At 67.0% G+C, this 8,851-nt stretch carries 7 protein-coding genes and 1 pseudogene; 5 read left to right on the top strand and 3 right to left on the bottom strand.

The features are described 5' to 3' along the window. Nucleotides 1–272: 272 nt before the first annotated feature. Nucleotides 273–3,605 (bottom strand): TonB-dependent receptor domain-containing protein, encoded by a 3,333-nt coding sequence (locus ACILQR_RS14085; RefSeq protein ID WP_395652023.1) that lies wholly within the window; start codon nt 3,603–3,605, stop codon nt 273–275. A 364-nt stretch (nt 3,606–3,969) separates the two neighbouring features. Here ACILQR_RS14085 and ACILQR_RS14080 point away from each other — a divergent pair, with 364 nt between their 5' ends. The 3 genes from ACILQR_RS14080 to ACILQR_RS14070 are packed head-to-tail and all read left to right on the top strand — an operon-like array spanning nt 3,970 to nt 6,827. Beyond that, nucleotides 3,970–5,208, top strand: a complete 1,239-nt coding sequence (locus ACILQR_RS14080; protein WP_395652022.1) for a TCR/Tet family MFS transporter — start codon at nt 3,970–3,972, stop codon at nt 5,206–5,208. A 45-nt stretch (nt 5,209–5,253) separates the two neighbouring features. After that, nucleotides 5,254–6,363 carry an acyltransferase family protein gene (locus ACILQR_RS14075; protein ID WP_395652021.1) on the top strand — a complete coding sequence of 370 codons (1,110 nt, stop codon included), beginning with the start codon at nt 5,254–5,256 and terminating at the stop codon, nt 6,361–6,363. Between the two features lie 44 nt (nt 6,364–6,407). Beyond that, nucleotides 6,408–6,827 (top strand): DUF1801 domain-containing protein, encoded by a 420-nt coding sequence (locus ACILQR_RS14070; protein ID WP_395652020.1) that lies wholly within the window; start codon nt 6,408–6,410, stop codon nt 6,825–6,827. 4 nt (nt 6,828–6,831) lie between these two features. Here the strand turns inward: ACILQR_RS14070 and ACILQR_RS14065 are convergent, their stop codons facing one another. Together ACILQR_RS14065 and ACILQR_RS14060 are read right to left on the bottom strand one after the other, a co-directional pair. After that, the gene (locus ACILQR_RS14065) at nt 6,832–7,017 is read right to left on the bottom strand and encodes a hypothetical protein (protein ID WP_395652019.1); all 186 of its coding nucleotides are present in this window, start codon (nt 7,015–7,017) and stop codon (nt 6,832–6,834) included. A gap of 13 nt (nt 7,018–7,030) precedes the next feature. Beyond that, complete coding sequence (locus tag ACILQR_RS14060) at nt 7,031–7,255, bottom strand: hypothetical protein (RefSeq protein WP_395652018.1); 225 nt, start codon at nt 7,253–7,255, stop codon at nt 7,031–7,033. A gap of 88 nt (nt 7,256–7,343) precedes the next feature. Between ACILQR_RS14060 and ACILQR_RS14055 the strand changes: the two genes are divergently transcribed. Further along, entirely contained in the window at nt 7,344–8,330 is a 987-nt protein-coding gene (locus tag ACILQR_RS14055; RefSeq protein WP_395652017.1) for a helix-turn-helix transcriptional regulator, read from the top strand. A gap of 47 nt (nt 8,331–8,377) precedes the next feature. Continuing rightward, nucleotides 8,378–8,851 (top strand): annotated as a pseudogene (locus ACILQR_RS14050) (hypothetical protein); the annotation flags it as partial.

Raw genomic sequence — 8,851 nt, 5'->3', positions numbered from 1 at the left:
GAACGGCGCCAGGTCGAAAGCCTCGAGATTTCGGCAATCCCTTGCAGGGCAAGGGATTGGGTTGCTGAAGTTTGATACCTGGGGCCGCCCTCACCCTTTCGGTCGGCGCATCGCTACGCTCTGCGAGCCTTGAGGCCTCTGCCGCCGGGACAGGGAACGCCGCCCGGCGTCCCGGGCAAAAGGCGAAACGGCGGCCCGAAGGGGGCAATCCCCGGGCCGCCGTCATTTTATCCGGCGTCTCTCCAAACGCCGGAATCCGCGTCAGGTCGGGGCTACCAGACCTTGTAGTTCAGGCCGACGAAGAAGCGGCGGCCGTAGGGGTCGAAGTTGGAATACAGGGTGGTGCCCAGGAAGGGTGCCTGTTCGGCGTCGAAGGCGTTGACCACACCGGCGCGCAGCGACAGGTCGTCCATCACGTTCCAGCGCACGGTGAAGTCGTTCCGCACGAAGTTGCCGGTGTCCAGCTCGTCCTGCTGACGCGAGTCGGCGTTGTTGATGAAGTCGCGCGAGTAGACGACGTTCTGGGCCGATTGCCAGTCGGCGGTCCAGTTGACGCTCCAGGTGTCGTTCGGCGTCCAGGTCAGCGACGAGGTGAAGCGGACACGCGGGTAGAAGGGCGTGCCGGCCAGTTCGTCGTAATCGGAGGCGTCCGACTCGTTCAGGTACTGCTGCTGGGTGATCAGCCACAGGCCGCCGATCGAATAGTCGAAGCGACCGAAGCTGCGGCCGAACATCTCTTCGGTGTCGAGGCTGTAGCGGGCGGTGAAGTCCAGGCCGCGCGTCTTGAGCGAGGCGTAGTTGAACGACCGCTGGATGAAGCCGCCGATCGGGTCACCGGCGGGCGCGCCGACGCCGAACGGGATGTTCGGATTGTTGCGGAAGATGGTCGAGCAGGCGTCGGTGTTCAGCGTCGGCCCGTTGACGCAGTTGGCCGCCGCCGTATCGGCCGAGACCGAGGCGATCACGTCGTCGATGGTGATCTCGTAGTAGTCGAGCACCAGGCTGAAGTTGGGGATGAAGCGCGGACGCAGCACGGTGGAGAAGGTGAAGCTGTCCGACTGTTCCGGCCGCAGGTTGGGGTTGCCGCCGGTGACGCCCGAGATGCCCGAGGTGTAGTTCGGACGGAAGTCGTCGAGGTTGGTCGCCGTGGCCCCCGCGAAGTCGAAGGTGCGACCCTGGGCGGCGGCCAGCGCCGTACAGTTGGTGATCCGGTTCTGGCGGGTCGCCGCATCCGACACGGCCGCGATGTTGGCGGTGGTGCAGGGGTCGACGATGCCGTTGGCGAAGGTCTGGCTGTTGGGGGCGAAATTCTCGGCCAGGTCGGGGACGCGGATCGAGGTGTTGTAGCTGGTCTTTAAGGTGATGTCCTGGATCGGACGATAGATCAGGTTGACGCCGTAGACATCCGATCCGCCGACGGTCGAATAGTCGGCGTAGCGGTAGGAACCGCTGAGCTCGGCATATTCACCCAGGATGCTGTCGCGGAACAGCGGGATGGACAGTTCGGCGAAGACTTCCTGGCTGTCGTAGCTGACTTCGGGGAAGTCCGGGCCGGTGTTGAGGAACAGCAGGCGGCCGTCGGTGTCGCGGTCGCGACCGGTCGCCTCGGTGGTTTCCTTGCGGTATTCGCCGCCCAGGGCCACGCCGATCGGACCGGCGCCCCAGAAGTCCCACAGGCTGCCCGAGATCGAGCCGATGGCCTGATGCTGTTCATTGCGCTCGGTGATGCCGACGGTGGCGTCGATGTAGTTGAGCGCTTCCTGGCTCTGGTTGCCCTTGCCGAAGACGTTCAGCGGGGCGCAGGCGGCGATGGCGTCGCGGCCGTACTGGGTGTCACGCAGATCACCACCACGCTGATAGTCGAACAGGTTGCCGCTGGCGACATTCTGCTTGTTCAGAAGCTGGGCGCGGCAGACGATCTGTCCCGGCGTGCCGTTGACGATGCCGGCGGTGTCGACGACCGAGTCGATGGCCAGGGCGAAACGCTGGCCGTCGACGCCGCGTTCGATGTTCTCGACCTCGACCTGACCGTAGGTATAGCCCAGGTCGATGCTGATATCCTTGACGAAGGCGAACTGGTCGAACTCGCCGCGCACGCCGGCGACGTAGCGTTGCAGGACGCGGCTGTTGTCCTGGGTGCGGTCAGGGCCGAACATCGAGTGACGCGCGTTCTGGACGATGAAGGGCGTGCCCGCGGCACCCGCTGCGGTCGCGGTCGGCGCGCCGTAGGGGGTCACCAGGTTGGTGCGGATCGCGTCCTTCACGTTCTGGGGCAGGAAGGCGTTGTCGGTCCAGCGCAGGTCGAAGTTGTTGACCGCATAGATCGGGTTCACTTCGTTCGCGGCGTAGGAGTTGACCAGGTCGATGTCGAAGAAGGTCGGCTGGGCCAGGTCGAAGGTGTCTTCGGTGACGTATTTGGCCTCGGCATAGGCGGTGATGGCGTCCGTCAGCTTGAAGGTGCCGCCGACCTGGTAGCGCTGCGATTCCGATGAGGGCACGCGCGAGCCGGTCGAGAACTCGGCCGGGTTCTCGCCGTCGCCGCCGAGGTTGTAGGGGCGGTTGGCACCGGTCTCGCCGACGCGCTGACCGAAGTCGGCGAGGCGGGCGGTCGTGCCGTCATACCAGAAGGTCTTGCCCGGGGTGACGCCGAAGCAGTTGGCGGCGTAGCTGAAGTTGCCGGGGGTATTGCCGCCGGGGAAGCAGTTCTCGAACGGGACGTTGGGGTTGGTCAGGTCGCTGGGCTGCTGGACGTTGGCCAGGGTGGTCTGGCCCCACCGGGGACGGTCGATGCGGTTCACTTCGGTGAACAGGCGGGCGTCCAGGTTGGTGTCGTCGGGGCGGTTGGTCGGGTCGGCGTCGATGCCGATGCGGACGGGCGCGCGGCGCAGCCAGTCGATGTCGAGCGAGGTGACCTCGTCGACCTTTTCGTACTCGGCGTGGGCGTAGAGGTTCAGGCGGTCGTCGAAGAAATTCTTGCCGATCAGGGCCGAGATGCGGCGGTTGGCTTGGCCGTCCTCGTTGATCATGCCGTAGCTGGCGTCGACCTCCAGACCCTCGAAATCCTTGCGCAGGATGAAGTTGAGCACGCCCGAGACGGCGTCGGCGCCGTAGACCGAGGCGGCGCCGCCGGTGACGATCTCGATGTTCTCGATCAGCAGACGGGGGATGGTGTCGATGTCGACCGACAGCTGGCCGCCGCTGGAGCCGACGTGACGACGTCCGTCGACGAGGGTCAGGGTGCGGTTGGAGCCCAGCGAGCGCAGGTTCGGCAGCGACAGACCGCCGTCGCCCAGGCCCGAACCGGTCGTGTCGGACGGCACCACAGAGTTCGACAGGGCCGGGATGGTGGCCAGATAGTCGATCACCGTCGACTGGCCGGTGGTTAGGAGCTGGTCCTGGGACACCTGGATCAGCGGGGTGGGGGAGTTGGTCGCGTCGCGACGGATGCGCGAACCGGTGACGACGATCTCGCCAAGTTCCTGGTCCTGGGCGTCGGCGGCGACGGGGGCGGTCGAGACGGGTTCGGACGTCTGGGCGAGGACCGGCGCGGCGAAGGACGCAAGCGCAGCCGTAAGGATGGTCGAGGCAAGAAGGTGTGAGCGCATAACAACCGTTTCTGAAAAAATACAGTCCAGCTTGTCCGCGCGGGTGACGCAGAGATGCCGATTTGCGGACACAAAGATTTCAGTTCAGAGACAGGTCAAGCGTTGCCATGGCCGATAGTTGAAAGATTTCATGGTTACTTCAGAAAGCGTGATTTCGTCGTCATGGTGACGAAGAAAGAGCAGCGATGCTGAATATTTCGTCGTTTTATGGGGAACGGGAAGCATGGCTAGGTGTTCTCAACCTCGTTTATCCGGGGCAAGCCCGGCCCCAAAGATCGCGGTGGCTGGCACCGGCCAATGCCCGGGTCGTACCTCGCGTCAGGGTGGGGACAGGGCGGTCGTGATCGGATAAGGCGGCGATCACATGTCGATCCTGCACCCTAAACGACGCCGCGCGGCCATCGCCTTCATCTTCGTGACGGCGGTGCTGGACATCCTGGCCATGGGGCTGGTGATCCCGGTGCTGCCTGCGCTGATCGAGGAGTTCGCGGGGTCGGGGGCCTCGGCGGGGATCTGGAACGGGGCGTTCGTGGCCATGTGGGCGGGGATGCAGTTCCTGGCCTCGCCGGTGATCGGGTCGCTGTCGGACCGGTATGGGCGCAGGCCCGTGATCCTGATTTCGTGCGCCGGGCTGTCGATCGACTGGCTGCTGATGGCGCTGGCACCCAACCTGTGGTGGCTGGCGGTGGGGCGGCTGCTGGGCGGAGTGACCTCGTCCAGCTTCACCGCCATCTATGCCTACATGGCCGACATCACCGCGCCGGAGGACCGGGCGCGGGCGTACGGTTTGATCGGGGCGGCGTTCTCGGGCGGCTTCGTGCTCGGGCCGGTGGTCGGCGGTTTCCTGGGCGAACTGGGGCCCCGGGCGCCGTTCTGGGCGGCGGCGGTGCTGTCGGGGGCGGCCTTCCTCTACGGGCTGTTCGTCCTGCCCGAGAGCCTGGCGCCCGAGAACCGGACGGCCTTCAGCTGGCGGCGGGCCAATCCGCTGGGGGCCATGATACTGCTGCGCCGGCACGTGGAGCTGACGGGTTTGGCGGCCGTGAACTTCCTGCTGTATTTTTCGCACCACGTGTTTTCGGCGGTGTTCGTGCTCTACGCCATGCACCGGTACGGCTGGGGGCCGCGCGAGGTCGGGCTGTTGCTGGCGGGCGTCGGGGCCATCGACATGGTGGTGCAGGGTCTGGTCGTGGGGCCGGTGACGAAGCGACTCGGCGACCGGCGGACCATGCTGGTGGGGCTAGGGTTCGGGGCGGTCGGGATCGCCATGATGGGGTGGGCGCCGACGGGATGGATGTTCGCCCTGGCCATGCTGCCTAACAGCCTGTGGGGGCTGGCCATGCCGACGCTGCAGGCGCTGATGACGCGCCAGGTCGGGGACGACGAACAGGGCCAGTTGCAGGGGGCGAACAACAGCGTGGCCTCGATCGCCGGGGTGATGTCGCCGCTGTTCTTCGGCTGGATCTATTCGGTGTCGATCGGACAGGGCGCGTGGATTCCGCATCCAGGCATGGCCTTCTTCATGGCTGCCGTGGTGCTGGCGTTGGCGGGCGTCGTGGGGTGGCGGGTCGGGCGCAAGGCCGAGCTTTCGCACGGCACCGGTTAGGGCTATCACGGCGCCGTGAACGCCGGGGCCCCTCAGAGATTTGACGTGCTGGATGCACTGCGCGGACTGTGCGCGGTGCTGGTGGTGTTCTTCCACATGCCGGTGGCGAGCCATTTCCACGCCCTGCCGCTGACCCGGCACGGGTATCTGTTCGTCGACTTCTTCTTCGTGCTGTCGGGCTTTGTGATTGCGCATGCCTATGGCGCGCGGCTGGGGCGGGTCGCCGATCTGTGGCCGTTCCTGGTCAAGCGGATGGGCCGGGTCTGGCCCCTGCATGCGGTGATGCTGGCGGCGTTCGTGGGGCTGGAGCTATGCCGGCTGTGGTTCAACATCGACGCGGCGACGCCGTTCGTGCGGGACCGGTCGGTGGAGGCGATCTTCACCAACCTGGCGCTGATCCAGGCCTTCAACATTCACGACTACCAGACCTGGAACGGGCCGGCGTGGAGCATCTCGGTCGAGATGGGCGCCTATGTGCTGTTCGCCGTGCTGATGGTGATCGCGCGCCGACGGTTCGTGCCGATCAGCCTGGCGATCATCGTGGTCGGGGGTTTGACCGTGGTGCTGCTGGCCCCCGGCTTCATGAACACGACCCATAATTTCGGGTTTCCGAGGGCGGCCTACGGATTCTTCCTGGGGTGTCTGGTGCATCGGGTCTGGCTGTGGCGACCGCCGACGTTCCCGCCGGCCGTGGCCAGCGTGTTGCAGGCGGCCTGTCTGATCTGGACGGGGGTGTGGGTGTCCTATGCGACGGGGCCGTGGACGGTGCTGGCACCGGTGGTGTTCGCGATCAGCATCTGGATCTTCGCCGAGGAGCGGGGGCTGGTGGCGCGGGTGCTGGCCGTCAGGCCCATGCTGGCGCTGGGGCACTGGTCCTATTCGATCTATATGGTCCACATGTTCATCATCACCCTGATGCTGATCGCGGCGAGGAAGATGGCGTTGATGCCGGGCGGGCGGCGGATCGACCTGGGGTCGGTGTGGCTGAACGACCTGCTGGCGCTGGCGGTTATCGGGGTGATCGTCGGGGTGTCGGTCCTGACCTATCGCTGGGTCGAGGTTCCGGGGCGGGACCGGGTCAACGGCTGGCTGGCCCGGCGCACGTCGGCGGCGAAGGCCCGGGCGGGTAGCGTGGCGGTCGCGCCCGGCGGCTGACATTTGCGCGGGGCGTGATAGCCTCGGTGGGTCAGGAGAGCGCCATGGCCGAAGCCAAGACCAAGCCCACCGCCGTCAGCGTCGCCGAGTTTCTGGCGGGGGTCGAGGACCCGAAGCGCCGGGCGGACGGAGAGGCGGTCTGTGCCCTGATCGCCGAGGCGACGGGGCTGGAACCGACGATGTGGGGGCCGTCGATCGTGGGGTTCGGGCGCTACCACTATGTCTATGACAGCGGCCACTCGGGGGATGCGCCCCTGGTCGGGTTCTCGCCGAGGAAGACGAACCTGGTTCTGTATATGGCGGCCTATGAGGAGGCGCGGGAGGATTTTCTGGGCCGGCTGGGCAAGCACAAGAGCGGCAAGGGCTGCATCTATGTGAACCGGTTGTCCGACGTCGATCCGGCCGTAGTCGGCGAGATGGCGCGGTGGAGCGTCGAGACGCTGAAGGCCCGGTATCCGGACTGAGGCCTCACGCCGGCCTGATCCGCTCGGAGATCGCGCGCGAGCCCAGCCAGAGGAGGCCGATCGCCAATGCCGCAGTCCAGACTATGGCGGTGATGGCGAGGTCCAGCACGATCAGGGCGATCTGTAGCACCCAGGTGCCTAGCCAGATCGCGGCCAGGATGATGACGACGGCCCATACGGCGAAGGTCATTCGTCCGCCCCGATCAAGCGGCCATGCGCAGGTCGGCGTCGTTCCAGCCGCGGGCTTCGTCCCACAGGGCGTCCTCGTCGGAGTAACGGTGCGAGGCGGCGGCGCTGATGACGTCGATGACCTGTTCCTCCAGACGATCCCAGATGACCGCCAGGTCGGAACAGCCGTCGGCCTCGCACGGGACGATCAGATAGCGGCTGGCGTTGACGGCGGTGTGGGGAGCAAAGGCGCGGGCCATGTCGTGATCTCCGTGGGTCGGTCGGTTGCGATGATGGACATTGCAACGGCGATACGTCAGAATCGGTCGTACCCAAGCGGAGGCGGGCGTGCGGCACGACAAGGCGGTCCTGGTCATCGAACTGGCGCGGCGGATGGCGGCCTCGGCCGAGGGGCTGACGCTGGACGAGATGGCGCGCGAGGCCTGCGTCGGCCGGCGCTCGGCCGAGCGGTTGCGGGACGCGGTGCTGATGCTGTTTCCGTCGGTGGAGGAGGTGTCCGATCCGCCGACCAAGCGGTGGCGCATCCGGGGCGGGCTGTCGGCGTTCGAACAGGCCCCGACGACGGCCGAGCTGATCGAGCTGACCAAGGCGGCGCAGGGGTTGCGGGCCACGGGGGAGGCGGGCCGGGCGGCGGCGCTGGAAAGCCTGGAACGCAAGCTGAAGTCGGCGATGCGGTCGACGACCCTGAACCGGCTGGCCCCCGATCTGGAAGCGCTGGTGCGGGCAGAGACGATCGCGGTGCAGGCGGGGCCCCGGCCATCCGCCGACGAGGCCATGCTGGCGGCGATCCGCGAGGCCATCCTGGGGCTGTCGCCACTGGAGTTCACCTATGCGCGGCCGGGCGCGGAGGCGCGCAGACGGTCGGTGGCACCGTGCGGGGTGATGTTCGGGCGGGCCAACTATCTGGTGGCGGCGGACCGGGAGAGCGGGCGGATCCAGACGTTCCGGCTCGACCGGATGAGTGCGGTGGCGCCGGGTGAAGGCGTTGCCACGGCCCCGGCCGAGTTCGACCTAAACGTCTTCGCAAGCCAGTCCTTCGGCATCTATCAGGACGAGATCGAGGATGTGGTATTGCGGGTCACGCCGGGCGGCGCGGCCGAGGCGCGGGGCTGGCGCTGGCATCCGACCCAGACGATCGACGACCTGCCGGACGGCGGGGTCGAGGTGCGATTCCGGGCGTCGGGGATGCGGGAACTGGCCTGGCATCTGTTCACCTGGGGCGATCAGGTGTCGATCGTGGCGCCGCAGCGGCTGAAGACCGTGATGGCGGGGGAGCTGGCGGCGGCGAAAGCGGCGATGGACGCCTCGGCATGACGAAGGCTTAAGGTGACGGGATGCGTCGGGCTGGGTATGGCGCGGGCATGAGCTTTCGAACGCCGAAACTGTTGTCCGTCCTGGCCTGTGCCGTGCTGGCACTGGGGGCGTGCGCGGCGTCGGTTGCCGAACCGGCATCGGTGATCCAGAACGGTGGTGACCGGGTCGAGGCGGCGGTGCTGCGCGACGGCGACACCTGGACGGTGACCTACCGGCTGAATGAGGACGCAGCCGTCTGGGCGTTCCAGCGGTCGGCCCTGCTGAGGGTCGGGCGCACGCCCTGGCGGCCGGCGTGGTGGGAGGTCCAGACACCGGGCGTGATCCTGGATCGGCAAGGGCGCTACGATGTGCTGAGGACCGTCGACGGATCGCCGGTGCCCCGTGACGTGCGGATCGTGATGCGTCCGCAGGCGGGCGACCTGGAGGCCGACTACGATCCGGCGCTGATGTTCTCGGACGGGACGGTGGCGCTGTATTCCGGGCAGTTCGATGTCGTGCCGCTGGCCTCGGTGGAGGAGGCG

Source organism: Brevundimonas sp. (assembly GCF_044239655.1).
GTDB lineage: Bacteria > Pseudomonadota > Alphaproteobacteria > Caulobacterales > Caulobacteraceae > Brevundimonas.
This window is presented reverse-complemented; position numbering and strand designations above follow the sequence as displayed.

Coding starts and splice junctions, on each gene's coding strand:
- ACILQR_RS14085 (WP_395652023.1), bottom strand. CDS start 3,605: ATGCGCTCACACCTTCTTGCCTCGACCATCCTTACGGCTGCGCTTGCG.
- ACILQR_RS14080 (WP_395652022.1), top strand. CDS start 3,970: ATGTCGATCCTGCACCCTAAACGACGCCGCGCGGCCATCGCCTTCATC.
- ACILQR_RS14070 (WP_395652020.1), top strand. CDS start 6,408: ATGGCCGAAGCCAAGACCAAGCCCACCGCCGTCAGCGTCGCCGAGTTT.
- ACILQR_RS14065 (WP_395652019.1), bottom strand. CDS start 7,017: ATGACCTTCGCCGTATGGGCCGTCGTCATCATCCTGGCCGCGATCTGG.
- ACILQR_RS14060 (WP_395652018.1), bottom strand. CDS start 7,255: ATGGCCCGCGCCTTTGCTCCCCACACCGCCGTCAACGCCAGCCGCTAT.